General features: G+C 42.3%; 20 protein-coding genes. 4 read left to right on the top strand and 16 right to left on the bottom strand.

The window, feature by feature from the left end; genetic code table 11:
- The first annotated feature begins 3 nt into the window (after positions 1-3).
- Positions 4-3,132, top strand: a complete 3,129-nt coding sequence (locus tag LBC_RS00640) for an efflux RND transporter permease subunit (protein WP_221254211.1) — start codon at positions 4-6, stop codon at positions 3,130-3,132.
- Entirely contained in the window at positions 3,129-4,496 is a 1,368-nt protein-coding gene (locus LBC_RS00635) for an efflux transporter outer membrane subunit (RefSeq protein WP_221254210.1), read from the top strand. Before LBC_RS00640 ends, LBC_RS00635 begins: the two co-directional genes overlap by 4 nt.
- An 898-nt stretch (positions 4,497-5,394) precedes the next feature.
- Here LBC_RS00635 and LBC_RS00630 read toward each other — a convergent pair.
- From LBC_RS00630 to tig, 15 genes are all read right to left on the bottom strand, one after another.
- A complete protein-coding gene (locus tag LBC_RS00630; protein WP_221254209.1) occupies positions 5,395-6,315 on the bottom strand; it encodes a hypothetical protein in 921 nt (306 codons plus the stop codon).
- On the bottom strand, positions 6,312-6,647 hold the full coding sequence (gene fliN, locus LBC_RS00625) for a flagellar motor switch protein FliN (protein WP_221254208.1): 336 nt from the start codon (positions 6,645-6,647) through the stop codon (positions 6,312-6,314). Before fliN ends, LBC_RS00630 begins: the two co-directional genes overlap by 4 nt.
- Positions 6,644-7,072 carry a restriction endonuclease gene (locus LBC_RS00620; RefSeq protein WP_260173415.1) on the bottom strand — a complete coding sequence of 143 codons (429 nt, stop codon included), beginning with the start codon at positions 7,070-7,072 and terminating at the stop codon, positions 6,644-6,646. The genes fliN and LBC_RS00620 overlap by 4 nt, the downstream gene beginning before the upstream one ends.
- Positions 7,073-7,114: 42 nt before the next feature.
- Positions 7,115-7,873, bottom strand: coding sequence for a tryptophan synthase subunit alpha (gene trpA / locus LBC_RS00615; protein ID WP_221254207.1), 759 nt, complete (start codon positions 7,871-7,873; stop codon positions 7,115-7,117).
- A complete protein-coding gene (trpB, locus tag LBC_RS00610) occupies positions 7,866-9,047 on the bottom strand; it encodes a tryptophan synthase subunit beta (protein ID WP_221254206.1) in 1,182 nt (393 codons plus the stop codon). The genes trpA and trpB overlap by 8 nt, the downstream gene beginning before the upstream one ends.
- Positions 9,044-9,664: a phosphoribosylanthranilate isomerase gene (locus LBC_RS00605; protein ID WP_260173414.1), complete on the bottom strand. Its 621-nt coding sequence runs from the start codon at positions 9,662-9,664 to the stop codon at positions 9,044-9,046. The genes trpB and LBC_RS00605 overlap by 4 nt, the downstream gene beginning before the upstream one ends.
- Entirely contained in the window at positions 9,654-11,273 is a 1,620-nt protein-coding gene (gene trpD, locus LBC_RS00600) for an anthranilate phosphoribosyltransferase (RefSeq protein ID WP_221254204.1), read from the bottom strand. Before trpD ends, LBC_RS00605 begins: the two co-directional genes overlap by 11 nt.
- A gap of 100 nt (positions 11,274-11,373) precedes the next feature.
- Positions 11,374-12,087, bottom strand: a complete 714-nt coding sequence (locus LBC_RS00595) for a TerC family protein (RefSeq protein WP_221254908.1) — start codon at positions 12,085-12,087, stop codon at positions 11,374-11,376.
- Positions 12,088-13,100: 1,013 nt separating this feature from the next.
- The gene (purN, locus tag LBC_RS00590; RefSeq protein ID WP_221254203.1) at positions 13,101-13,682 is read right to left on the bottom strand and encodes a phosphoribosylglycinamide formyltransferase; all 582 of its coding nucleotides are present in this window, start codon (positions 13,680-13,682) and stop codon (positions 13,101-13,103) included.
- A complete protein-coding gene (locus LBC_RS00585; RefSeq protein ID WP_221254202.1) occupies positions 13,664-15,130 on the bottom strand; it encodes an NAD(P)H-hydrate dehydratase in 1,467 nt (488 codons plus the stop codon). Before LBC_RS00585 ends, purN begins: the two co-directional genes overlap by 19 nt.
- Positions 15,123-16,643 (bottom strand): YifB family Mg chelatase-like AAA ATPase, encoded by a 1,521-nt coding sequence (locus LBC_RS00580; protein WP_221254201.1) that lies wholly within the window; start codon positions 16,641-16,643, stop codon positions 15,123-15,125. The genes LBC_RS00585 and LBC_RS00580 overlap by 8 nt, the downstream gene beginning before the upstream one ends.
- Positions 16,644-17,204: a peptide deformylase gene (gene def / locus LBC_RS00575; protein WP_221254200.1), complete on the bottom strand. Its 561-nt coding sequence runs from the start codon at positions 17,202-17,204 to the stop codon at positions 16,644-16,646.
- Positions 17,205-18,209, bottom strand: a complete 1,005-nt coding sequence (locus tag LBC_RS00570) for a GGDEF domain-containing protein (protein WP_221254199.1) — start codon at positions 18,207-18,209, stop codon at positions 17,205-17,207.
- A 9-nt stretch (positions 18,210-18,218) separates the two neighbouring features.
- Complete coding sequence (gene clpP, locus LBC_RS00565; protein WP_221254198.1) at positions 18,219-18,809, bottom strand: ATP-dependent Clp endopeptidase proteolytic subunit ClpP; 591 nt, start codon at positions 18,807-18,809, stop codon at positions 18,219-18,221.
- Positions 18,809-20,134, bottom strand: a complete 1,326-nt coding sequence (tig, locus tag LBC_RS00560; RefSeq protein ID WP_221254197.1) for a trigger factor — start codon at positions 20,132-20,134, stop codon at positions 18,809-18,811. The genes clpP and tig overlap by 1 nt, the downstream gene beginning before the upstream one ends.
- Before the next feature lie 116 nt (positions 20,135-20,250).
- Between tig and folE the strand changes: the two genes are divergently transcribed.
- Both folE and fliI read left to right on the top strand, forming a co-directional pair.
- A complete protein-coding gene (gene folE / locus LBC_RS00555) occupies positions 20,251-20,823 on the top strand; it encodes a GTP cyclohydrolase I FolE (protein ID WP_221254196.1) in 573 nt (190 codons plus the stop codon).
- The gene (gene fliI, locus LBC_RS00550; protein ID WP_221254195.1) at positions 20,820-22,130 is read left to right on the top strand and encodes a flagellar protein export ATPase FliI; all 1,311 of its coding nucleotides are present in this window, start codon (positions 20,820-20,822) and stop codon (positions 22,128-22,130) included. The genes folE and fliI overlap by 4 nt, the downstream gene beginning before the upstream one ends.
- Before the next feature lie 490 nt (positions 22,131-22,620).
- Here the strand turns inward: fliI and metE are convergent, their stop codons facing one another.
- Positions 22,621-24,888 (bottom strand): 5-methyltetrahydropteroyltriglutamate--homocysteine S-methyltransferase, encoded by a 2,268-nt coding sequence (gene metE / locus LBC_RS00545; RefSeq protein WP_221254194.1) that lies wholly within the window; start codon positions 24,886-24,888, stop codon positions 22,621-22,623.
- Positions 24,889-25,266 lie beyond the last annotated feature (378 nt).

The following is a 25,266-nucleotide window of genomic DNA, read 5'->3' as shown; positions in this document are numbered from 1 at the left end:
CTGATGTTTTCTAAATTTTTCATCACCCGTCCGATATTTGCGACTGTTTTATCGCTTATAATCGTCATAGCTGGGCTTATGAGCATAAAGTCTTTGCCTGTTGAGGAGTATCCGCAGCTTACTCCGCCGCAAGTAACGGTAAATGCCACCTACACAGGCGCTGACGCAGCAGCAATAGCCCAGACTGTGGCTAGCGTATTAGAGGATCAGATAAACGGTGTGGAGAATATGATATATATGCAAAGCACCGCAAGCGCATCTGGAAGTATGAACTTAAGCGTCTATTTTAAGGTAGGATCAGACCCAAAACAAGCCACCATAGATGTAAACAACCGCGTACAAGCAGCCCTAGCAAGGCTTCCGCAGGAGGTTCAACAGTACGGCGTAACAGTACGCGAACGCTCTAGCTCTATACTTGGCGCTGTCTCATTTATGAGCGATGACACCAGTATGACAGACATTGAGCTAAATAACTATGTAATATTAAACGTCGCCGATGAGATAAAGCGCGTCGAGGGCGTAGGTGATGCAAGAGTAATAGGCGATAAAGACTACGCTATGAGAATCTGGCTAAAGCCTGATTTATTAGCTAAATACAACATCTCAATCCCAGAAGTACTAAACGCCATAAGCGTACAAAACAAGCAGTACGCAGCAGGTAAAATCGCTCAAGAGCCACTAGCCATAAAAGCCCCATACGTATACAGCATAAAACCAGAAGGCAGGCTATCTAGTGTACAGGAGTTTAAAAACATCATAATACGCGCAGATAAGCAAAGTGCGATTTTGCATTTAGGCGATGTGGCCGATGTCGAAGTAGGAGCACAAAGTTACGCCTTTAGTTCATATGTAAGTAATAAGCGTTCAGCTATCATGCTTGTGTTTTTACAAAGTGGAGCAAATGCACTTGCGACTATGGACGGCATAAAAAAGAGACTAAAAGAGCTAGCACCTAGCTATCCAAACGGCATGTACGCAAACGTAAACTACGACACCACGACATTTGTACAGGTAAGTATAGAGGAGGTCGTGCATACATTTATAGAGGCTATGGTGCTTGTTATGATTGTTATTTATATGTTCTTAAAATCTTTCCGCGCAACAATCATACCTATGCTTGCGGTGCCAGTTTCTATCATAGGCACATTTGCTGGGCTTTATGCCATGGGCTTTAGCATAAATTTAATCACGCTTTTTGCCCTGGTTCTTGCCATCGGCATTGTGGTTGATGACGCCATTATCGTGATTGAAAACGTCGAGCGTATAATGGAGGAGGAGCCAAATTTAAGCATAAAAGAGGCCACTATAAAAGCCATGAGCGAGGTTACCACGCCGGTAATTTCTATCGTACTAGTGCTTTCAGCGGTATTTATCCCAGTTTCTTTTATGGAGGGCTTTGTGGGAGTCATACAGCGCCAGTTTGCACTTACTCTTACTGTATCGGTTGCGCTTTCTGGGCTTGTGGCACTTACTCTTACACCTGCACTTTGTGCGGTATTTTTAAAACGAGGACACAATAAGCCGTTTTGGTTTGTACGTAAATTTAATGACTTTTTTGACTTTTCTACAAATTTATTTAGCGCTGGTGTAGCAAAAATTTTACGCCATGTAATCCCTAGCCTAATAATAGTAGCCATAATAATAGGCTCTATGATAGAGCTATTTAAGCACGTTCCTAGTGGGCTAGTACCTAGCGAGGATAAGGGCTATGCCATGACTATTACCTACTTGCCACCAGCTTCAAACGCATGGCGCACAAATGAGGAAATGAAAGACTTAACAAACAAATTCCTACAAAATCCAAACATAGACCTAGTCGTATCCCTAGCAGGCTATGATCTAATAAGCGGTACGCTAAGATCAGACGCTGGCGTTAGCTTTATAAGGCTTAAAGACTGGAGCGAAAGAAAGCTACCTAATCAGCACATAGACGCACTTTTAGGGCCACTAAACGGCGCAGTAGCTAGCTCAAAAGATAGCCTTAGCTTTGTATTAAATTTACCACCCATTATGGGACTTAGCTTAACTGGAGGCTTTGAGGCGTACTTACAAAACAGAAGCGGAAAAAGCTACAATGAAATAGAAGCTGACGTGCAAAAAATGCTAGCAGCTGCAAACGCACGCCCTGAGCTAGTACGCGTACGAACCACGCTAGAGACTGGCTATCCACGCTACGATATGAGCGTTGATTACGCTAAGGCACGATTACTTGGCGTTGATAAAGATGCGATTTTTAGCACCCTGGCGGCGACTTTTGGAAGCTATTATATAAATGATTTTAACATGCTTGGGAAAAGCTATAGAGTATACGCAAAGGCAAAGAGCGAATTTACAGACAGTCCAGCTGATTTAGCCACTATATTTGTAAAAAGCTCAAACGGTACTCAAGTGCCTTTAAGCTCACTTGTAAGCATAAAGCGAAGCGTGGGTCCTGATTTGGTTGAGAGGTTCAACCTCTTTCCAGCGGCAAAAATCATGGGAGATCCAGCCCCTGGATACAGCTCAGGAGACGCAATAAATGCTATAATAGAGGTGGTAAATCAAACCCTAGGCACAAACGAGTACTCACTAGGATGGGCAGGCTCTAGCTATCAAGAAGTAGAAAGTAGCGGTAAAGGAGCGATAGCATTTGTATTTGGTATAGTTTTTGTTTTCCTTATCCTAGCAGCTCAGTATGAAAGATGGCTTATACCGCTAGCTGTAATTACTGCGGTGCCTTTTGCGGTATTTGGCTCGCTTCTTGCTACTTGGGCTAGGGGGCTTAGTGATGATATTTATTTTCAAGTAGGACTATTACTACTTATCGGATTATCGGCTAAAAACGCTATTTTGATAGTTGAGTTTGCTATGAACGAGCGCGAAAACGGCAAGGGCATAGTAGAGGCAGCTATCTCAGCAGCAAAGCTTCGCTTCCGTCCTATCGTGATGACTTCAATCGCCTTTGGACTTGGCATCGTCCCATTAGTAATCAGTAGCGGAGCTGGAGCTGCAAGCCGCCACAGTCTAGGTACTGGCGTGCTTGGTGGTATGATAGCAGCGACTACGATTTCGATATTTTTCGTACCGCTATTTTACTATCTGCTTGAAAGTCTAAATGAAAAAGTATGGAACAAAAAAGGAGGAGAAAAATGATAAAATCGCACGTCATCGCACTATCACTATGCGCTGTTTTGGCTGGTTGCGCATTTCGTCCGGAGCTACCTAACGCAAAGCAGGAGTTTAGCGGAAGCGTAAACGATGTGAAAATAAGCAATGAGTGGTGGAAAGAATTTAATGACGAAAAGCTAAATGCTCTAATCGAAAAGGCTTTTAGCAACAATCTTGATTTAAAAATCACTTATATAAATTTAAAAAAAGCAGCCGCAAGCCTAGGGATACAAAAAGCCGACTGGCTACCTAGCCTAAATGCAAGCGCAGGAGCTAGCAGGGCAAACGTAGCCCACGAGGCAAATCCTAGCAGTGGCTTTAGTCTGCGTGCTGGATTAAGCTATGAGCTTGATATATGGGGCAAGGTAAGAGATAGCGTAGATATGGCTAAAGCAAATTTAAGAGCCACAAACTACGACTATGACGCCGCTCGCATAAGCCTAGCAGCAAGCGTAGCAAAGGGGTATTTTAATCTAGCCAGCCTACTAGCACAGCGTGCAGTATATGAAAAAAACCTAAAAAACTACGAAGCCACAAGAGACCTTTACGCTGACAAGCTAAAGCTTGGCGCAATAAGCAAAAGCGAATATCTCCAAAGCGAAGCAAGCGTGCAAAATGCCGAGATAAGCTTAGTCAATCTTGACATTAGCATTAGCGCCGCACAAGCAGCACTGCATATACTAACAGGCGCAAGCAACGACGAGATAATATACTCTGCTACAGACATTGGCAAAAACGATGAAGTAGCGATAAACACAGGCATAAGCGCACAGCTACTAGATCACCGCCCAGACGTAGCAGCCGCGTGGCAGCGTGTAGTAAGCGCAAACGCCGCACTTGGCGTGGCTAAAAAGGCATGGCTACCATCTATCTCACTCTCAGCAGGCTTTGGCTATACCAGCGATAGGCTTGATACGCTTATAAACCCTGCAAACTCGGCTTGGTCGCTTGGAGGAAGCCTAGCACAGATGATATTTGATGGCGGCAAAATAAATGCAAATATCGACATAGCAAAGCTTAGTGAGGACGCTGCTTTTATAAACTACGAAAGCACCGTACGCACAGCAATCAGCGAAGCAGTAACGGCAATAGACGCAGCTAGCAAAAGCTTAAGTGCAAAGCGCAAAAATGCCGAGCGCTTAAAAACGCAAGAGGAAATTTATGACATCACTCAAATCCAATATGACAGTGGCGCGGTCGAGTATATCAGCCTGCTTGACGCACAACGTAGCCTGCTAAACGCACAGCTTGAGCTAGCTAAATCTGAGTTTAACCAAAAAAGCGCAATAGTGGATCTTTTTAAGGCTATGGGCGGCGGCTGGAATAAAGAGCTATCACAAGAAAACTGATTTTACCCCAGCTTATTAAGCTTAGCCGATTTTTTGCTTTGAGCTACTTTATAAAAAGTGGCTCAAAATCCCCAAAAACTTCGCTTTGTAGATTAAATTTATTGTGCGCTATAAATTTATACATTATTTTACATAGAAATATTTTTAAAAGACTTTTAACGCACAGCGCCAACATTTTTATTGTGATTAATATTTAAATTTATCTAAGTTAATTTTAAACCGTGAAAGCTTTGACTTTGCGCTTCTAAGACTAAGGTTTTTCAATTTATGAAATCGCTTTCTTTTTTGTTCGTCTATCGCTTTATCGTGCAAGTATTAAAGCTAATAAAGAGAGTTTTAAAATAAATAAAATAATACCAAAATAAGAAATATCGCTCGTCTTGACAAAGTGCAAGAATAGACCGTAAAAAAGGTGGAGGGAAGCGGTAGCTCATCTATAACTACCGTAGCCACCATGGACTTTGGTGTAATATTTTAGCTTTATTTTACATAGACTGAGTGAAACTGCGCCACAAATGGCAAATAAACGAAATCACTTTAAAATACGGTTAAGCCCTGTTTTGTCAAAGAAGGCATTGCCTTGTAAAGCTAGATGAGCTAGATTATTTTACAAAAACAAATAATAAGAGGCATCAAAAGATAAATTTAAATGTTAAGGTATTGTTTTAAACGTAGCGTATATAGACAAGTATTAAAGCAAGCATGTGCGGTCGGCGTAAATGAAGTTATTAAAACAAACCAAACGTGGTTTCTGTAAAACAGAGTTTTCATTAAAGCTAGCTCATTTAAAAGCACCTACTAGACAAGCTAGCTTAAAATATCTCAGCAACACCCAAAAAGGGTAAGCCAAAAAGTCCAAAGAACGAGGCTAGCAAAAACCAAAGCCAAAAGTCCCCGCTTACGAGCTCTTGCCTATCTTGTCCTTATAGTTTTCTAGACTGCCTTGACGCTGCTTTAACATCTCGCTTATTCGGCGTTTATTCTCCTCAAAAAACGCACTAAACTCATCTTCATTGGCTATATTATCGCCAAATCTATCAAGGATTAAATTTGTACTGCCTACAATTACTAGATACTGTCTATCTTTAAACTCGAGCAAAACCACCCTATTTTGTGCGTCTAGTGCGCGTTCGTAGATAGTCTCTACCCCCTGCTTTAGCTCGAGCTTATCAAGAAACGCCGCGCGCTTAATAAATGTGCTACCACCTTTAGTGATGATAAATTTACGAAACACCAAAAGCAGCAAAAGCAGCAACACAAGCACAACAACCACTGCAACATACCTAAAGCTAATAAGCCCCTCATCATCGCCACCAAATGCCCCTGAGCTTTGCGTATTCGCATCTGTGCTAGCAAGGCTGGCTGGCTGGCTGGTGTCGTTTGCGCTTTTGGCTACGTCTTGATTTTGGTTTAGATACGGATTATTTGTGCTGGCATTTTGTGTGCTTTTAGCTGGCAATGTAACGCGTATCCTAAGCCCAAAGCCGTCCGTAGTCTTTGACGCACCCACTGTAATAGGCTGAGTAGAGTGTAAGTTTATGGCTAGGGAATTTTTAACTGGCGTTATGTCTAGCTCACTGATTATCGCGGAGTTTAGCTGTTTACTGATATTTTCATTAAAGCTTAGTGAGCCAAGGATTAACGAAGTGGTGCCATTTTCACGCTTTGAATATATCTGCCCCTCATATGGCGCATCAAAGCTTAGCATTACGTCTACGCGGTCGCTTCTTTCATAGACATTATACCCCAGCAAACTCACCGCAAAAGCGTGCTGGTTAAACGCAAAAAATGCAAGAAAAAAGGCAGCCAAAAGCCTCATAAAAGCTCCTTTTTAAAGTACTGGATTACAGATTTTGAGTCAAGTATCTCATTTATCCTTATGGCTAAATTTTTCTCATACACCATAACCTCGCCCTTGCCAAAAATTCTATTATTAATATATAGCTCCACGCTCTCTCCAGCAGGCTTTTCTAGGTCGATAACACTACCTGCTTCAAGCCGTAAAAGCTCAGCTATACTAATAGTCGTCGTCCCAAGCTCAGCGATAAAATCGACGCTAATATCCATCAGCTCATCGTAGCTTTTAAAAAGTCCAGTCCCCTCACCTAGGATTAGCTCGCCGCCTTCCACTATCTCTATTTCTTCGCTCATTTTATGATATATCCTATGAAAAATGTCCTATTATTTAGCTTGTATATAAATTTTTCATTAAATTTAATCGCAGTATTTTCCACGCTACCTAAAAACGTCGGAGTGCCTAGGCTATATTTGCTCTCATTTTTTTCATTTAATAAATTCTTAGCCTTGCCTATGATTTGATTAGCCGCTTCTTTACTTAAATCCTCCAAATCCCCCTCGCTAACCTCATCATCACCAAAAAGATGCTGAGCAAACGCCTCAAGACTAGGACGCTTTAAAAATAGATAAAACTCAATTACTCCAGTCTCAAAGCTAACTGGTATGCTGACCGTATAAAAGCCCTTACCAACGCTTTTACCTACGCTTATCTTTAGCCCCATTGTATTTTCAAAGAGGTTTTTTACACCAGCCTCTACGACTTGTTTTATCTCTTTCATCATTTTATCCTTGTGAGTTTTATCTATTATACTTAAATTTATCTAAACCCTACCAAAAAGCCCATTTATGTGCGCAATTAGCTCGCCCTCTTTCATGCTTTGGCTAGCTTGCACGATAGCTGTGCCTATTATAGCGCCGTTTGCATACGAATGCACCTCAGCCACGCCAGTACTATCCCTCACGCCAAAACCCACCGCCACAGGTAAATTTGATACCTCAGCAATACTCTCTCTCATGGCCTTAAGCCGCTCCTTGCTCGCTCTTTTGCTTCCGCTTACGCCTATTGCGCCCACAAGATAGACAAACCCTCGATCATAGCCTTTTAGCATTTGCACCCTATCCCCTGAGGTTACGCTAATAAGCGGCACCAGCGCCATGTCAGCGCCCTCGCAGGCTAGCTTTAGCTCGCTAGCCTCCTCAAAGGGCAGATCCGGCACTATAAGCCCACTTATGCCAGCCTTTGCGGCACGCGCTATAAATTTATCCATGCCATATGCGTAGATGATATTATAATAAACTAAAAACACAAGTGCGGCATTTGGCTTTTTACTTAAGCCATCTAGCATGTCAAAGACTTTATCAGCATTTATGCCAGCTCTTTGTGCGCTAAAGCTAGCCTTTGCGATGACTTCGCCATCTGCTAGAGGGTCAGAGTATGGCAAGCCAAGCTCAAGCACGTCAAGGCAGCTATCGTCTAGACTCTCAAGCAAATTAGCCGTGTATTCAAGGCTAGGATAGCCTGCGACAACGTAACCGATATTTGCCTTTTTAAGTTTAAATTTATCACAAAGCCTATCCATAAATTTTTCCTTTTTCGTAATTTGCTATGCTTGACATGTCCTTATCCCCCCTGCCACTTACGTTTACAACTATGACTTTAGGCTCTTTTAAACTAGGACAGAGATACTCCAAATATGCCAGCGCATGCGCACTCTCAATAGCTGGGATTATCCCCTCAAGGCGAGAAACTAAGCGCAGGGCGTTTATGCACTCATCATCAGTTATAGGGGCGTATGTGGCTCTTTTTATATCATTTAGGTGCGCATGCTCTGGTCCGATACCTGGATAATCAAGCCCAGCAGATATGCTATGCACCTCCTCTATCATGCCATATCTATCCTGCAAAACGATGGTTTTCATTCCGTGGATTATCCCCTCTGCTCCACGTGTGATAGTAGCTGCGTGATATGGCGTGCTAGCACCTAGCCCTGCAGCTTCTACGCCTATTAAACCCACGCTCTCATCGCCTACAAACTCATGAAATATCCCCATGGCATTGCTTCCGCCACCAACGCAGGCTATGACATAATCAGCGCTTAAGCCACGGCTTTTAAGCTGGGATTTTGTCTCTCGTCCTATCACGCTTTGAAAATCTCGCACCATTTTTGGGTATGGGTGTGGTCCCACAACTGAGCCTATGACGTAAAATATCTCCTCCACGCCATTTACCCAAGCCTGAATCGCGGCGGTTGTAGCCTCTTTTAAAGTGCCTAAGCCATCACTAATGCTTACCACACTAGCCCCTAAAAGCTCCATACGAAAGACGTTTAAGCTCTGTCTAGCCACGTCAACAGCACCCATATAAACCTCACACTCAAGCCCCAAAAGTGCCGCCGCAGTCGCAGTCGCCACTCCGTGCTGTCCAGCCCCAGTCTCGGCTATGACTCGTTTTTTGCCCATTTTTTTAGCTAGCAGACACTGCGCTAAGGCATTATTTATCTTATGAGCACCAGTATGGCAAAGATCCTCACGCTTTAGATAAATTTCATGTCCGTAATGCTCGCTTAGACGCCTTGCATGATATAGTGGCGTCGGACGCCCTACATACTCAGCCAAAAGCAAATCAAGCTCAGCTTTAAACTCATCGCTTTGTGCGATACTTAGATATGCCGCCTCAAGCTCGCTAAGAGCCGCCATAGCAGTCTCTGGCACAAACTGTCCGCCAAATTTACCAAAATACGCCTTTTTATTCACACTGCTTCCTTTAAATTTATCAAAGTTCGAGAGATTTTTTCGCTAGATTTTATGCCATTTTCATCCTCTAATTTACTATTTAAATCTATCAAGGCTGGTCTATAGCTTGCTGCTTTTGCGATATTATCCGCCCCTATGCCCCCAGCTAGTCCAAAGCTTTGCGCCTTTAAAGTGCGCAATAAATCCCAGCTAAAACTCACTCCATTTCCACCAGCAAATTTACCGCTAGCGTCATATAGCACCATATCTGCGTCTATGCTGGGCTCTGGCAGACTTTCCCTCACACTTAAGGCTTGCCAAAGCGATACACCTTTTTGATTTAGCTTAGCCCTAAGCCCAGCGTAAAGCTCAGAGCTTGCTTGCTTTATGTGAAGCTGCACTACATCAAAGCCCACGCTCTGGCAAGAAGCAAGTATCTCATTAGGCGCAGCATCTACAAAAACTCCAACTGCTTGCTTACCCATTTCATGAGCTAGGCTTGCTATTTGCGTGGCTAGCTCAGGGCTTACCCTGCGCTTAGAACTAGCCAAAATTAACCCCACATAATCTACCTCATTAAAGCCAAGTACGGTTTTTGCCTCTGCCACACTTTTAATGCCACAAATTTTAAGCCTCAACGCCAAGCCCCTTTAAATAGTGCATAAAATACTCCCACACAAGCCCACTATCAAGCGCACTCTCAACAATTTCGCGCGCGTCATTTGGGCTAGAGACTCTATCAGCCGTATACAGGGCAAACATCGCATTAAGCACGACTATATCGCGTTTTGCGCCATTTAGCTCGCCCTTTAGAGTAGCTTTTAAAATTTCAGCATTTTTTGCTGCGTCTGCACCAGCTATATCAGAGTGAAGCGCCCTAGTAAAACCAAACTGCTCTGGAGTAACGCTGTATTCGCTTATTGTGCCATCTTTAAGCTCCACTATACGCGTGGAGTCGCATATGCTAATCTCATCCATTCCATCCTCGCCTCGTACGACTAGTGCGTGTTTGCGCCCCAGCAGCCCAAGCGTCTGTGCGTAAAGCCTAAGCACTGGCTTGTGATAGCAGCCCACTAGCTGATAGCGCAGGGATAAATTTGGATTTAGCATAGGCCCTAGGATATTAAAGACTGTTCGTATGCCAAGGCGCGTTCTAACGTCTTTTAATGCGCCCACAAGCGGATGGAAAAATGGAGCGTGGAAAAATGCGAGATTAGCGCTATCTAGCAGCATACGCTGAGCGGCTATGCTGTCGCTAATTTTTAAATTTATCGCGCTTATTACATCGCTACTGCCACTTGCTGAGCTGACAGCTTTATTGCCGTGCTTTGCGACCTTTACACCAAGCGCAGCTAGGATAAAGCTAACAGCAGTTGAGACATTTATGCTCTTAAAGCCATCTCCTCCGGTACCACACAAATCTATCATCGCCGAACTATCGCGGAAGGTATGCGAGTAACGTAGGATATTTCGCACAAGAGAGACAAGACTATCGGCATTTAGGCTCTTTTCGCTTATAAGCACAAGTAGCGCAGCTAGCTGAAGCTCGTCTGCCTTGCTAGAGGCGATTAGATCAATAATGCCAGCAAAATCCCTATCATCAAGCCGCTCATTTTCCTGAAGCTTTAGTAAATATGGGCGCAAATCAGTAGGGTGAGGCTGCGATTTTTTCTCATCTTTCTTTGAGATATTTAAAAAATTTGCAATTATTTGTTTACCATACTCGCTAAAATAGCTCTCTGGGTGAAACTGAATGCCGTAAATATCTTTATCTTTTACCTTAAGTGCCATAAGCACGCCATCATCTGCGTAAGCTAGCGGAGTGAGGTTTTGTGGCAAATCATCCACATAAAGCGAGTGATATCGCATGACTTCAAATTTATCAGGAAGTCCCGCAAAAATCTCCCCACCGCCGTTAACAGTGCTTATTTTTGAGGTTTTGCCATGTAGTGGGACGTCTTGACGTTTTATACTTGCGCCGTAATTTAACCCTATCGCCTGATGCCCCAAACACACTCCAAGCACCGGTGCTTCAAGCCCAGCACCGAGTACGTCTAGGCAGACACCACTATCTTTTGGGTGCTTTGGACCTGGGCTTAGTATGATATGGCTAGGCGAGAGGTCTTTAATCTGTTCTAAACTGATTTGGTCGTTTCGCACACAAAGCACTTCATCGGTGCTTAACTGCTGTACGTACTGGTAGATATTAAAAACAAAACTATCGTAATTATCTATTATAAGGATCATATCTTGCCTTGAGTAAAATTTAATACCTAATTATACATTTTTTTAAATATTTTTTTAATTAAGCCTAAAATTTAACCAAATCAAGGCAAATTTAAACCGCCTATTTTTGACTTTTTTTACTCAAGATATTAATAATTTCAACGACCAAAGAAAATCCCATGGCAACGTAAATCATAGCCTTATCCACGTGTGCGCCAAAGCCCTCTGCTACAAGCACACCCCCCACAAGCACCAAAAATGCAAGCGCAAGTGCCTTTAGCTCCTTATGCTCCTCGATAAAATGCGCAATCGGCTTTGAAGCAAACATCATAACGCCAACTGCAATGATTACAGCTAGTATCATTATCTGGATATGATCTGCCATACCAACAGCAGTGATTACACTATCAAGTGAAAAGACTATATCAAGCACGGCAATTTGAGCGATGATAAAAGCAAAGCTAGCCCCAGCGCCGCCATCTTTTGCGCCATCCTCGTCCCCTTTTATATGACTTACTAGCTCTTTAAGAGACTTTAAAAGTAAAAACACCCCACCCAAAATAAGCACCAAATCGCGCCCCGTGATACTAATTGAAGCTACACTAAAAAGCGGCTTAGTCAGGTGCATAATCCAAAACAGGCTAAGCAGCAGCAGTATACGCGTAAGCATCGCAAAGCCAAGCCCTAGCACACGCCCACGGTCTTGCTGATGTTTTGGAAGCTTTGAGACGAGTATAGCAACAAAGATTATATTATCAATACCAAGAACTATCTCAAGCCCCGTTAGAGTAAGCAGCGAGACCCATGCCTGTGCTGATGTGATCCATTCCATAATTTTTCCTTAGTTTTATAAATTTGCCAAAACAAATCACTGATTTTATCGCTTTTTCTTAAAGTTAATTTTAAAGCGCCATTTTAAATTTAAATTTACACCAAATTTATGCGCTGCTTGCAAGACTATTTTAGAAACATTTTAGCTTTTAAATTTACTCTTTTGCGTTAATTAGAGTGACTTGTAATAAAGCTTTTTACTACTTTGCAATAAATTAGTTTTTATTTTATTCATAAAATTTAAGCCACATACGCTTATTTTGCAAAGTCTCCCACTTTTACTAACAAAGGCAATATTAAAAGTATCACGCGCCTGTAAGATGCATAGCATTAACCTTAGTAGCTTCTTTAAACTTCACTTTATCAAAAAACTCGCCATGTTTGTTTTCACTCAAGATAAAAAGCCAAACAATAACTTACCAACACCTTACAAATGCGCGCATAATAGGCGGTTTTCATTTAAGTGGCAAATCTTTAAATAACACGCAAAGATAAAAAAGTCAAAATGCAAAGGTATCACACCTAGCTGGCTACAAGCACGGCAAAAACTAAGCTAATTTAATTTACGTGGCCGACATTTTCATTGCCCATCTGCACGTGATGAAGCGTAGTTTTATTTTATAAAATTTTAAGCCATAAACATTTGGATTTAAATTTATTTTACACAAAGCTTTATACCGTAGCTCTTGTATTTTACGCAAATAACTGGGGTTGCTATACGAAGCTCTCTGCCATTTTTAATCACACCAAACACTCACATCGCAAGCCGATATCTTTCTCACAACGCTATAGCGCGCCAACTGGTAGCCGTCATCCCAATTCCGCAAACCTGCTCCGCCCATTCCTACGTAGCAAAAATTGCTGTCATTTAATTTTACTTCTGCTGATTTTAAAGCACCCTAGACTTTAGAGCATAGTTTAATTTATAAAAATTCCTAATTAAGCTTACTCACAAGAAGTGTTAAATTTATAGCCAGCAAACCTCACAAATTTAAAAGACGCAGTGGTTTTACTCTGCTAGAATTTTTTGCTTAGTAAATTTATTATGCTTTGAGGCAGGATTTCATGCTCTATTTCGTGGATTTTCTCCTCCCATGCCTCAAGGTTCATGCCCTGCTCTCGCTCAAATGCACGTTGGGCGATGATTTTGCCTCCATCAAGCTCCGCACTCACCCAGTGCACACTCACTCCGCCTACTTGCATATCGCTATTAAAGCTCTCTTTTATCGCATGTGCACCCTTAAAAAGCGGCAAAATCGAGGGGTGTAAATTTATGGCTTTTACAGCGTTTGTAAAGACTGGGCTTAGGATACGCATAAAGCCAGCAAGCACCGTTAAATCAGGGCTAAACTCGCCTAGCTTTTTAACTAAAGCCACATCAAATTCCTCCCTACTTGCAAAGTCTTTGTGATTTATCACCACTGCCTCAATACCAAAAGCACGAGCCTTTTGTATCCCAAGGGCATTTGGATTATTTGTGATGGCACAGACACACTCTATTTTTACGCCATTAAATTCTCTGCCATGGACTTTTTCCAATATCGCTTTTAAATTTGAGCCAGAGCCACTAAATAATATTGCTATTTTTTTACTAAACATTTTATACCTTTTATAATCTGTTTTGGCGTTAGTGAGTAGTTTGCTTTTTTATACTTTCTAGCTGATATGGCATGCGCTAAAGTGCCGTTTATAGCGGCTTTTAACGGAGTATAACCCTGGGCTAACAATCCAGCTATAAGCCCGGAAAGCACATCTCCACTGCCGCCTTTTGCTAACGCACTAACACCAAGTGGCATAATGTAAAGCTTACCGTTTTTTGCTATTATTGTGTTAGCGCCTTTTAACACAAGAGTGGCTTTAAATTTAAGACTAAACTCACGAGCTAGTTTAAAGCGATTTTCCTGCACTTCTTGCACATTATATTCTCCAAAGCCCGCTATTTTAAGCAGCGCACTAAACTCCTTTGGATGTGGCGTAAGCACACAATTTTTACGCTTTGCAAAGCCAAGCACAATCTCATCATAAAACATATCAGCATCAATCACTAACAACTTTGTATTGTCATTTACTAACACTTTTATAAGCTCATTCTCTCCAGCCATTTTTCCAAGCCCAGAACCTATTACACCAGCATTCATGCGAGGGCTTATATAGCTTGTTTGCATTATTTCTTTTGGCATGGTTAGTTTATTTTTACTAACAGCACTAACAAGCCCAGCACCAAAGCAAAATGCCGATTTTAGCGCCATTATGCAAGCTCCTGTATGCTCTCCTGCTAACGCAAAAACATGTCCAAAGCTACCTTTGTTAGTGTCATTTTTATCCCTAAATGGTAGGCTTAAATCGCTCTTTTGCAAAAGGTAAAAATCACTTTTACCGCAGAAATTCTCTGCACTAATGCCTAAATTTGCAATTACAATTTTACCTACAAAATCCTTTGCCATGTCACTAAAAAGCCCTAGTTTTAAAACTCCCATGCAAACACTAACATCCGCCCTAACGAAAGCACCCATAATATTACCTTGAGCGTTAAGTCCGCTAGGCAAATCACAAGAAATGATAAATTTATTAGCCTCGTTAATCTTTTTAATAGCCTTAACAAAAGGCTTTTGCAAAGTTCTATTAAGCCCAGAGCCAAATATACCGTCTATTACACACTCAGCTTTCTTTAGCCAAGTACGCTTAAGTTTTTTAAATTTAACCGTACCTTTTAAAAAATCTAACTCATGCTGCAAACTTTTTGGTGCCACCACGCTAACACCAGCTGCCACGGCACGTTCTAGCTGAGGTCTTATTTTCTCGCTATAAAATAGCAAATAAGCAGCGCATTTATACTCACCGCTTAGCATACGAAGCGAAGCAAGCACGTCAGCACCGTTGTTCCCTCCCCCACACACACCAAATATCCTAGCGTGCGGCTTAAATTTATCCCTTACTACCAAAGCCATTTTATAGGCTGCGTTTTCTTGCAATAAATCCTCGCTAAGAGCAAATTTATCGCAAGCCCTTTTATCCAGTGCCGAAGTGTTTAAATAAATTTTAAGCATTAATGCTCCTCGTGCGGTAGCTTAAAGCCTCGATTAAATGCTGCTTTTTGACGTTTTCCACCTCGTCAAGATCGGCTATCGTCCTAGCCACACGCAGGCATTTTTTAATCCCCCTTTGGCTTAGCGAATACCTAATAATAGCGCGTTCTAGCACCTCTTTTGCCTCGCTATCAAGCACGCAGACTCTACTAAGCCAAGCATCGCTTAGCTTAGCGTTTAACTCATCTTGCCCTCTGTTTTTTTGCATTATAAACGCCCTTAAAACCTGCTCGCTCATCTGCGCAGAGCTAAGGCTTGCTTTATCATTTGGGCTGATTTCATCCATTTGCACGAGCATATCTATACGATCAAGTATTGGCTCTGAGATTTTTGCACGGTATCTAGCTATCTCATTTTCACTGCAACGACAGCTTAAACTTTTGTTTAAAAGATTGCCACACGGACATGGATTCATCGCTGCTACGAAGCTAAATTTAGTCTCATAAGTGAGCTTTGAATTAACCCTAGAGATGTGAATTTTAAAATCCTCCAAAGGCTCACGCAAGCTCTCTATAATACCCCTAGCAAAGTGCGGAAACTCATCAAAAAATAGCACTCCGCCATTTGCTAAGGCTACCTCACCTATCCTAGCGCTACTTGAGCCGCCGCCAAAAATAGAGCTTTTTGTGCTGGTATGATGGGGGCTACGAAACGCCCTAATCGCGCTAAAATCGCTATCCTCTTGATTAAGCGAGCGATACGCCGCAGCGCTTAAAACCTCATGAACGCTTTGCGGCGGCATAATGTAGCAAAGCCGTTTAGCACACATGCTCTTGCCACTTCCTGCGCTTCCCTCAAAGAGCAGATTATGCATGCCAGCTGCAGCTATCACGCAGGCACGCTTTGCGCGCTCTTGCCCTAAAACATCGATAAAATCAAGCTCAAAATTTAAATTTGGCACGTACGTTTTGCCAGCTATATTAAGGCTATCTTTAAAAAGCGCATGAGTGCTATTAACTAAGCAGCTGTTTGCAAACTCCGCATCGCTAAAAAACTGCACGGCTTGGGTTAAATTTGACACAGCATAGACTGTTAAGTTTGGTATCATAGCCGCTTTTTGAGCGATTGAGGCTGGCAAAAGCACGCTGACTTGCTTTACTTTAGTGCTTAAAAATAGGAGTGTGGAGAATAAATTTAAAGTGCTTTTTATGCTCCCATCAAGCCCAAGCTCGCCAAAGACAAAGATATTTTGCAGGCTTTTGGCCTTTTGCAAGGCTATTAAAAGAGCTATGGCTAGGTCAAAGTGACTGCCATTTTTAGGAATGTCTGAAGGGGATAAATTTATAGTAATGCGAGAGGCTGGAAAGCTAAAACCTGTACTTAAAAGTGCCGATTTTACCCTGTCTCCACTCTCTTTTATACTCTTGCTAGGAAGTCCCACGATGCTCATAGCAGGAAGCCCTCTAGTAAATGTCGCCTCTATGTCTACTATATGAAGTCCGTCAACATAGCAAGCAGAGCGTAGAGTCTTCATTTAGGCTGTTTTTTCGCTACTTTCTTGATTGATTTTACGCCCTGTTGGCCTAGGCTGCTTTAGCCCCTTTTTATACTCTTTATCAAATTTTTTACGCTTATTAAAGCCGATTTTTTCTATAAATAGATGTCCGTCAAGATGGTCGTTTTCATGCTGAAGCGCGATGGCTAAAAGCCCATCCGCCTCTATCGTCTGCTCCTTGCCAAAGCGGTCAAAAAACCGTACTCTGACCCACTGAGCACGTTTTACATCCTCGTAAAATCCAGGCACACTAAGGCAGCCCTCCTGATATATCGCCTCGCCTTGTTTATCCTCAAAAACGGGATTTATCACCTCAAGCAAATTTGCCCTATCTTGCACGTCCTCTTCATTTGGTATATTTATGATTAGTACGCGCACAGGCTCGCCTATTTGAATGGCGGCTAACCCGATACCCTCACTATCTATCATAGTCTCATACATATCATCTAATAAAGTATGAAGTTTTTCATCAAATTTACTCACCTCATTCGAGCGGACAAAAAGCCGCTTGTCTGGGTAGGTTAGTATCTCTCTTATCATTTAAATTTGTTCCTCTATAATCACTGGGGCTTCAGATTTATCACTGGCTTGGAGACGGTCAAGGGCTATTGAGAGGGTCTGTTCTACTATATTTGCCCCACTTAAAGCGCAAGCAACCATCTGAAATTCCATATTTATAACCTCGCCCTCATTAAGATAATCCTGCTCATAAAGCAACCCCAAAATACGCTCGCAAGCCTTTCGCGCACCTACTATATCAGTATGGCGCATAACCATAGCAAAGCAGCCCTCTCCATAGTGCGCCACAACGTCGCTACGACGACTAGTTTTTAAAAGCATTTTAGCTATTAGACGCTGGATATTTTCTCGCTCTTTTATATTTTTTATACGCCCTTTTATGCGCTCGCTCATTTTAAGCAACAAAAACGACGACTTATAGCCGTATCGCTTAGCACTCTCGGCTTCGCTTGCCATAGTGCTTAGGAGGAATTTTTTATTATAAATATCATAATAAGAGTCGTATATAGACTGCTCCTCAACAGCCTTAAACATACGACTTATCTCCTCATAATTTAGCTTTATTATATCTATATGCTTATCCATTAAAGCCATAAGCTTTAAAAGGTCTGCATTAAAGTTTTGTACCACTTTTCTAGTGGCTAAAATATCGGAGCTATTTTCTAAGGTAGCAGCGTGCTTTTTAGCCAGTACTTTCATAGTGGCTAAATTTTTATAAATAAGCCCCACAGCTTGGAGCATTGACTTTATCTGTATATAGCTTTGGCGCACCTCTTTTTCTATATGTATACTACTTTCAGCAGATGGCGAGACGTCGATGGTTGAGATGACGTCTGCTATTTTGCGCTTAAACTCATCAGGTCCTTTATCGAGCATTTTATCAAAATATATCGAGTAGTTACTCGGAATTGACGGTATATTGTCCTTTGTAAGTTGTTGCAGGACGTCTTGAGAAAATTTATAAACGTCCATATGCTCGCTCTGCTTTATTACAACCCTATCTTGTGCGCTATCTATCTTTATCAAGGCAAATCCCTATTTAAAGCTTTTCTCCAAAATTTTATCAATAAGCCCATACTCTTTTGCTTCAGCCGAGCTCATAAAATAATCTCTATCGGTATCTTTGGCGATTTTTGAGATTTTCTGTCCCGTGTTTTTGGCTAGAATTTGATTTAGTATCTCTTTTAGCCGTAAAATTTCACGAGCCTGTATCTCAATATCCGCCGCCTGCCCCCTAGCGCCGCCAAGAGGCTGGTGTATCATTATGCGGGAGTTTGGCAGGGCGTATCGCTTGCCCTTAGCCCCGCAGCTAAGCAAAAACGCCCCCATACTAGCCGCCTGCCCTATGCAGATGGTGCAAATATCAGGCTTTATATAATTCATCGTGTCATAAATGCTAAAGCCAGACGTGATGACTCCGCCTGGGCTGTTTATATATAGGTAGATGTCCTTGTCTGGATCTTCGGCTTCTAAAAACAGCAGCTGGGCGACAATGGAGCTAGCCACGACGTCGTTTATCTCGCCGCTTAGCATTACTATGCGGTCTTTTAGCAGGCGTGAGTAGATGTCATAGCTTCGCTCGCCACGGCTAGTGCGCTCGACTACGACTGGGACGTAGTAGCTCATCACTCAGCCTTCTCTTTTTTGGCTTTGTCTGCTTTTTTATCTTTGTTGAAAATATCGCTAAATAATCGCTCTTCTACCATAGACATTTTTATAGCTGGCAAAAGCCCCCTTTGCTGGTACATTTTGATGTGTTCACGTGGATCTACACCCGCTCTGTAGGCTTCAAAATACACAGCCTGCATTACCTCCTGATCGCTCACGCTCACACCACGCACTCGCGCTAGCTCATCGACGATAAATGTCAGCTTCACGCTATTTTCAGCGTCTTTTCGATACTCCTCGCGCTTTGCCTCAACAGCTTTTGGATCGTTTCTAAACTTATCCATCTCCTCAGTTGAAAGGCTAGCCCACGCATTGCTAAACTGCACGTCAATCTCTTGCTCAACTATATTTTTTGGTAGATCAAATTTAATCTTTTCCACAAGCGCTTCGCTTAGCTTTGGCTTTAGCTCTTCGGCTATTAGTTTTGCCATTTTCTCAGCCTTAAGCTGCTCTTTTATACGCTCTTCAAGTAGCTCTTCGCTAGGCTTTTCTTCGCCTGGTATTAGACGCTTTAGTAGCTCTTCATCAAGCTTTTGCGGCACCTTTTTTTGCATTATTTCGTGTAGTTTTACCTTAAATACCGCCTCTTTACCAGCTAAATTTGCAGCACCGTAATCGGCTGGGAATGTAACCTTTACGTCTCTTTCTTCGCCCACTTTAAGCCCTAGCATACCATCTTCAAAGCCTGGGATAAACTGCCCTGAGCCGATTTCTAGGATATACTTCTCTGCCTTGCCACCATCAAACGCCACACCGTCGATAAAGCCCTCAAAGTCAAATTTAGCAAAATCGCCCTTTTCAAGGCTATCTTTTTCTACCTTTTCAGGCTGGGCTAGCATTTTTAAAAGCTCCTCTTTTTTCTCGTCTATATCCTTTTTAAGCACCCTTGGGGTTGAAAAATCAGGGATAAGCTCCTCATATCCACTAACATCCACACTTGGTTTAAAACTTATATTTATCTCTAAATCAAGCCCATTTTCACTTCTATCAAATTTAGAAAAGCTAGGCTCTCCTATTACGTCTGTTGCGCTTTTTTTAAGCTCTTTTACAGCCTCATTTATCACATCACGGAAAAAGTCCTGCTCTGCGTCTTTTTCTAGCTCTTTTTCATATCTTTTTAGAACAACAGCTACTGGTACTTTACCCTTTCTAAAGCCGTCTATTTTCATACTTTTAGCAGCTTTGCTGGCTAGTTTATTTACAGATGCCTTTATCTCATCAGCACCTATTTTAGCGGTCGCTACCGCATTTACACTGTCATTTAGCGTAGCTTTTACTTGCATAAATTTCCTTTTACAAAATATAAAATTTTTGTTAGATGATACCAAAACTTAGCTTAATTTATTAACCTAAAAGCAGACTTTATGTAAAATGCGATTTTAAATTTAAAAGGCGGACAATGCAAGAGAGTTTTGAAAATTCAGTCATAAATATGCTAAAAATCATGGGCGAGGATCCAAGTCGTGAAGGGCTAATAAAGACTCCAACTAGGGTGTTTAAGGCTTTTGAGTTTTTAACAAGTGGCTACAAACAAGATCCGAAAGAAGTGCTAAACGATGCGCTTTTTACATCAAGCAACAACGAAATGGTGCTGATAAAAGACATTGAGTTTTACAGCCTCTGTGAGCATCACCTCCTGCCTATAATAGGGCGTGCGCACGTGGCATATATACCAAATGGCAAGGTAGTAGGTCTTTCTAAAATCCCACGCTTAGTCAATATTTTTGCAAGGCGGCTGCAAATCCAAGAACAACTCACAGAACAGATCGCTCAAGCACTCGAGGAAGTCATCGCGCCAAAGGGCTGCGGAGTAGTCATCGAAGCGCGCCACATGTGTATGGAGATGCGTGGCGTACAGAAAATTAATTCAACGACGACCACGTCGGCTCTGCGTGGAGCGTTTATAAAAAATGCTGAAACGAGAAAGGAGTTTTTCTCGCTTATAAACTCACCTAAAGAAGTTAGATTTTGAGCCTAAGCCGCCTAAAATCCGCTCTAAAAGATGAGAGCCTAAAACTAAGCTCAAGCTTTGGTGTAATAACCAAAATCACTGCGACAAATCTCGAGCTTAGCGGACTAAACCCCAGTATCGGCGACATAGTAAATATCGTCGCAAAAGACCGCAGCAAAGAGGGGCTTGGCATGGTAACGCAAATAGGCAAAAACTCAGCCACTGTTAGTCCCTTTGGCTTTGTCGAGGGGTATAAGATAGGCGATTTTGTCTACGCAAGCGATCAGGGCATGAATATACCAGTTAGCAGCGGACTTTTAGGCAGGGTTGTAGATCCGTTTATGCGCCCTATTGACGGCAAGGGCGCGATAGAAAATGATAAATTTATGCCGATAATGAAAGCTCCAATAGACGCTATGAAACGAGGGCTTATAAATGAGCCTTTTAGCGTAGGAATAAAGAGCATTGATGGACTGCTAACGTGCGGCAAGGGGCAAAAGCTGGGCATTTTTGCAGGAAGTGGCGTGGGTAAATCAACGCTAATGGGAATGATAGTAAAAAACTGCCTAGCCCCCATAAAAGTGGTCGCTCTGATTGGCGAGCGTGGGCGTGAGGTGCCTGAATTTATAGAAAAAAACCTGGGCGGCGATCTAAGTGGAACTGTCATCATCGTAGCCACAAGCGACGATAGCCCTCTAATGCGAAAATACGGCGCCTTTTGTGCGATGAGCGTGGCGGAGTATTTTAAAGAGCAGGGGCAGGACGTGCTTTTTATAATGGATAGTGTTACGAGATTTGCCATGGCGCAGCGTGAGATAGGGCTGGCTCTGGGCGAGCCACCCACGTCAAAGGGCTATCCGCCAAGCTCCCTTACTCTCCTGCCCCAGCTAATGGAGCGAGCTGGCAAGGAAGAGGGCAAGGGCAGCATAACGGCGTTTTTTACGGTGCTGGTTGAGGGCGATGATATGAGCGATCCTATAGCAGATCAGAGCCGCTCAATACTAGACGGACACATCGTGCTAAGCCGCGAGCTAACGGACTTTGGTATCTATCCGCCTATAAATATCCAAAACTCCGCCAGCCGTGTGATGGGTGATGTGATAAGCCGCGAACACAGGGCGGACGCGATGAAATTTAAACGGCTTTACTCGCTTTTAAAAGAAAACGAAGTGCTTTTGCGTATTGGGGCGTATCAGCGTGGCAACGACGCCGAGCTAGATACTGCCATCGCTAAAAAAGGCTTTATGGAGGATTTTTTAAGGCAAGATAGCACAGAGAGCTTTAACCTAGAACAAACCGAGGAGCTACTAGCGCAGATAAACTCATAAATTAGCTCAAACCGCAATAAGTTTATTTTAGTAAAATATATGATAAATTTACCCACCCCCAAAAAAACTCTGTATTAATTAATTTATTAGATATTAAGGTGGCTTATTTGGCACTTATCTTTTAATAATTTTAGCTATTATAAATAGGGTAAATTTAAACACATGCAAATAAAACTCTCAAAAATCTTTAGCTTTTTAAAATATTATATCAGTATAAAGCCAGATAAATTAGCGTATTTTATAATTACCATACCAAAGCTTGTAAGGGAAGCACTTAAATAAACAAGCAAGTTTTATATTGGCATAATTGCACAGAATTTGCATATTTTATTGGCTTAAATTTAAAACGCATACTATAAAGGCGATGCGCTATCACAAGGTCTATTAATTTATATTTAAGCAAAAAGACTAAAAAAAGGGGGGGGGTAGAGCTAAAACCCCTATCCCCAAAGTGATAATTTTATCCATGTAGCAGATGGCGATAAGCTCTCTACTCGCCCCTTATTATCCGCACCGCTTGAGTCATATTTTTCAGGCTCGGACGCACTTCGTCCCACTTGCGTGTTTTTAGTCCGCAGTCTGGATTTATCCATAGCTGAGACTTTGGCAGGACTTCTAGCAGTGCTTTTATCTGCGCGACTAGCTCATCTACGCTAGGCACACGTGGGCTATGTATGTCATACACGCCAGGACCTACTTCTTGCTTGTAGCCAGCTTGTTTAAAGATTTTTAGCAGCTCATTGCCACTGCGTGCAGTCTCGATGGAGATGACATCAGCGTCCATAGCTTCGATAGTTTTAATTATGTCGTTAAATTCCGAATAGCACATATGCGTATGAATTTGCGTCTGTGGCTGAGCGGAGCTTACGCTAAGCTTAAAGCAATCGACGGCAAATTTCTCATACGCTGGGATATTCTCTCTACGTAGCGGATAGCCCTCTTTAAACGCAGCCTCATCGACCTGGACTATCTTTATGCCTGCTTTTTGCAGATCATCTATCTCGTCGTAAATGCAAAGTGCCAGCTGCTTGGCTATCTGGGCGCGCGGCAAGTCATCACGCACGAAAGACCAGTTTAGGATAGTAACTGGACCTGTTAGCATACCTTTTACTATCTTGTCCGTCTTGCTTTGGGCGTAGCTTATCCATTTTACCGTCATCGGCTCTGGGCGGCTCACGTCGCCGTATAGCAGTGGTGGCTTGACGCAGCGGCTGCCGTAGCTTTGCACCCAGCCATTTTCGCTAAAGGCATAGCCCTTTAGCTGCTCTCCAAAATACTCGACCATATCGTTTCGCTCAGGCTCGCCATGCACTAGCACGTCCAGTCCGCACTCCTCTTGAAAGACTATGCACTCATCAATGTATTTTTTAATGTCTGCTTCATATGCGGCGGTGTCGATTAGCCCCTTTTTGTAGGCGTTTCGCACGGCTCTTAGCTCGGCTGTTTGTGGGAATGAGCCTATCGTGGTAGTCGGTAGCTCTGGGTATTTAAGCGCCTCTTTTTGCAGCTTTATGCGCTCGGCATAAGGCGTACTGCGTTCAAATTTATCCAAGCTTGCCACACGGCTTTGGACTGCATTATCGTGGATTAGCGGAGAGTTTAGCCTAGCCGCGGCTGACGTTTTATTATCCTCATATGTAGCTTTTTGCGCACTTGTAAGCTCAGTTTTATTCGCTAAGGCCGTTACTATCGCAACCTCATCAAGCTTCTCCACACCAAAGCTTAGCCAGCTTTTTACCTCGCTTGAGAGCTTATTTTCATATTTTAGGGTATATGGCACGTGCAAAAGCGAGCAACTAGTACCTACAAATAGCCTATCTTTGCCGATTTTTGCGGCAATTTCATTTACTAAAGCTAGCTTTTTATCGATGTCGCTTTTCCAGATATTGCGTCCATCAATAACCCCAGCAAATAGCACCAAATTTGACCCGGCTAGCACTTCAAGCACATCCCTATTTTTCTCGCCATAGACAAAGTCTAGCGCGACACCATATACTCCGCTTTTTACAAGCTCTTTGCAAGCCTCGTTCGCATGCTCAAAATATGTCGCCACGATTAGCTTTAGCGAGCTACTTACGCGCGATAGTCTACTATAAACTGGCACGATATTCTTTAGTAGACTTTCTGCTCTATCTGTGACAAAAATCGGCTCATCAAACTGCACCAAAATCTCGTCATCAAGCCCGCTTATGCGCTCTAAAAGCTCGGCATATACCTCGCACACTCTGCTTAAATGCTCCAGCGCATCGCTACCATCTGTGGTTTTAGCAAGCGCTAAAAACGTAATCGGCCCTATTAAATTTATCTTTGTTTTTATGCCTGCTTCAGTCTTTGCCTCTGTGTATTCGGCTATGATTTTATCGGCATTTAGGCTAAATTTACTCTCACGGCTTAGCTCTGGGACGATGTAGTGGTAGTTTGTATTAAACCACTTTGTCATCTCCATGGCCACGGCATTTTTGCTCCCACGAGCTAGGGCAAAATACTGCTCCAGTCCACTAAGTCCCACAAATCGTGGCGGCACACAACCTAGCGTAAAAATGGTATCAAGTACTAGATCATAAAAGCTAAAATCATTACTTGAAATCACATCTATTCCAGCATCTTTTTGATATTTCCAGTGGCGCACTCTTAGCTCTTTTGCGCATTTTTGTAGGCTCGCTTCATCTGCTTTACCGCTCCAGTAAGCCTCAAGTGCTCTTTTTAACTCTCTTTGTTCACCTATCCTAGCAAACCCTGTAACATAACTTTTTATCATAGTTTTTACCTTTTAAATTTATATTTTATCTTTGGTTTTAGTGCGTATGCACGACTTTTGATTGATTATAAACGAATAAATTTAAAGGCACATCGGAGGATGACAGCCACTTTTGCGGAGTGAGAAGTGGAATTTATAATACTCATGTCCGTAGAGTATGGACGCAAGTTTAAGTAGGTTTACGCCATTAGCTTTTAATCCTAGCAAGCATGGGATATTTCATTTTAATCCTTGTTAAAAATATGGATGAGTATTGTAACAAATTTTTAACAATTTGTAAAGAGTTTTTATAAATTTAATAGGCTTCGCCTTATCCCATGGTCTATATTTAAGTACAGCACCCAAATATTTACGCTTAAACTGATAAAATGACACAAG

This window comes from Campylobacter sp. 19-13652, from assembly GCF_019702925.1.
Lineage (GTDB): Bacteria > Campylobacterota > Campylobacteria > Campylobacterales > Campylobacteraceae > Campylobacter_A.
Note: the sequence above shows the minus strand (reverse complement) of the source record. Positions and strands in the feature narration are given on the sequence as shown.

Coding starts and splice junctions, on each gene's coding strand:
- def (WP_221254200.1), bottom strand. CDS start 17,204: ATGATAAGAGAGATACTAACCTACCCAGACAAGCGGCTTTTTGTCCGC.
- LBC_RS00580 (WP_221254201.1), bottom strand. CDS start 16,643: ATGAAGACTCTACGCTCTGCTTGCTATGTTGACGGACTTCATATAGTA.
- folE (WP_221254196.1), top strand. CDS start 20,251: ATGCAAGAGAGTTTTGAAAATTCAGTCATAAATATGCTAAAAATCATG.
- LBC_RS00630 (WP_221254209.1), bottom strand. CDS start 6,315: ATGAGGCTTTTGGCTGCCTTTTTTCTTGCATTTTTTGCGTTTAACCAG.
- LBC_RS00635 (WP_221254210.1), top strand. CDS start 3,129: ATGATAAAATCGCACGTCATCGCACTATCACTATGCGCTGTTTTGGCT.
- metE (WP_221254194.1), bottom strand. CDS start 24,888: ATGATAAAAAGTTATGTTACAGGGTTTGCTAGGATAGGTGAACAAAGA.
- LBC_RS00585 (WP_221254202.1), bottom strand. CDS start 15,130: ATGCTTAAAATTTATTTAAACACTTCGGCACTGGATAAAAGGGCTTGC.
- clpP (WP_221254198.1), bottom strand. CDS start 18,809: ATGAGCTACTACGTCCCAGTCGTAGTCGAGCGCACTAGCCGTGGCGAG.
- purN (WP_221254203.1), bottom strand. CDS start 13,682: ATGTTTAGTAAAAAAATAGCAATATTATTTAGTGGCTCTGGCTCAAAT.
- tig (WP_221254197.1), bottom strand. CDS start 20,134: ATGCAAGTAAAAGCTACGCTAAATGACAGTGTAAATGCGGTAGCGACC.
- fliN (WP_221254208.1), bottom strand. CDS start 6,647: ATGAGCGAAGAAATAGAGATAGTGGAAGGCGGCGAGCTAATCCTAGGT.
- trpA (WP_221254207.1), bottom strand. CDS start 7,873: ATGGATAGGCTTTGTGATAAATTTAAACTTAAAAAGGCAAATATCGGT.
- trpD (WP_221254204.1), bottom strand. CDS start 11,273: ATGATCCTTATAATAGATAATTACGATAGTTTTGTTTTTAATATCTAC.
- LBC_RS00640 (WP_221254211.1), top strand. CDS start 4: ATGTTTTCTAAATTTTTCATCACCCGTCCGATATTTGCGACTGTTTTA.
- LBC_RS00620 (WP_260173415.1), bottom strand. CDS start 7,072: ATGAAAGAGATAAAACAAGTCGTAGAGGCTGGTGTAAAAAACCTCTTT.